Origin of the sequence: Duganella margarita, from assembly GCF_009857535.1 — a bacterium.
Lineage (GTDB): Bacteria > Pseudomonadota > Gammaproteobacteria > Burkholderiales > Burkholderiaceae_D > Rugamonas > Rugamonas margarita.
In genome coordinates, this window is sequence record NZ_WWCS01000060.1 from 1 (window position 1) to 1,349 (window position 1,349).

A 1,349-nucleotide genomic window follows, 5' to 3' on the forward strand; every position below is an offset into this window, starting at 1 on the left:
AGGCGCGCCTCCAGCGCCGCGCGCGTGGCCGCGTCGAGCGCGTGCTCGGCGCCGTCGGCGTCCGGCCCGTAGCTCACCGCGCGGCGCAGGATGTCCTCCGGCGCGCCCTTGACCACCAGCAGGCGGCTGGCGCCGTTGTCGATCAGCACCGACACGCGGCGCCGCTCGAAGTCGAACGGACATTCGTCGAGCTTGCGCCAGCCGGCCACGTCGATGCCGGGCTGGGCCAGGATGGCATCGTCGAGCGGGCTGCGCAGGCCGGTCTCGAAATAGCTGTTCAGGTAGGCCAGCTCGCGCACCCTGGCGCTGTCGCCGCCGGTCGCGTCCTCCTGCCGGGCCAGGCCGATGCGCGCTTCGGTCAGCGTGCCGGTCTTGTCGGTGCACAGCACGTCCATGCTGCCCAGGCTCTGCAGCGCGCCCAGCCGCTTGACGATGACCTGGGCGCCGGCCAGCCGCAGCGCGCCGCGCGCCAGCGTCACCGTGGTCACCATCGGCAGCAGCTCGGGCGTCAAGCCGACCGCCAGCGCGACGGCGAACAGAAAGGACTCGATCAGCGGCCGCTGGAACAGCGCGTTGATCAGCAGCACCAGCAGCACCAGCGACACCGTCATGCGCATGATGAGCAGACCGAAGCGGCGGGTGCCGCGCGTGAAATCGTCGGGCGCGGCGCGCCCCTGCAGCAGCGCGCTGATCTCGCCGAACGCGGTGGCGCCGCCGCCGCGGCACATCAGCACGCGGGCGCTGCCGCTCACCACCGAGGTGCCGAGCAGCACCGCATTGCCGGCGGCTAGCAGGTCGGCCTGCGCCGGCAGCTCGCCCGGCTGCTTTGCCACCGGATAGGCTTCGCCGGTCAGCAGCGCCTGATTGACGAAGCAGTTGCTGGCCGCCAGCACCCGGCCGTCGCATGGCACCAGATCGCCGGCCGCCAGCAGCACCACGTCGCCCGGCACCAGCAGCTCCAGCGGCAGCGCCACCGGGCGGCCGTCGCGCAGCGCGCGCGCGGTCACCGCCACCGATTGCCGCAGCCGCTCGGCGGCGGCGCCGGCGCGGTATTCCTGCGCGAAATCGAGGGTGACGCTGAGCAGCACGATGACGCCGACGATCGCCGAGCTGGCGCTGTCGCCGCTCAGCGCCGACAGCGCGCTGGCCAGCACCAGGATGGCCACCAGCGGGTGGGTGAACTTGCCGAGGAACTGCAGCGCCAGCGCCGGGCGGCGGCCGGGCCGGAGCAGATTGCCGCCATAGCGCAGGCGGCGCGCCGCCGCCTGCGCCGTGCTCAGGCCCTGGGCGTCGACGCCAAGCTGTTCCAGCAGCGCGGCGAGCGGCAGGCGCCAGAACGGCAGCGCGGC

At 73.8% G+C, this 1,349-nt stretch carries 1 protein-coding gene; it reads right to left on the minus strand.

Annotated elements, in window-relative coordinates; translation table 11 throughout:
• Nucleotides 1-1,349, minus strand: a 1,349-nt coding sequence (locus tag GTP55_RS29135; RefSeq protein ID WP_308494762.1) for an HAD-IC family P-type ATPase, incomplete at both ends; no start/stop codon positions are given.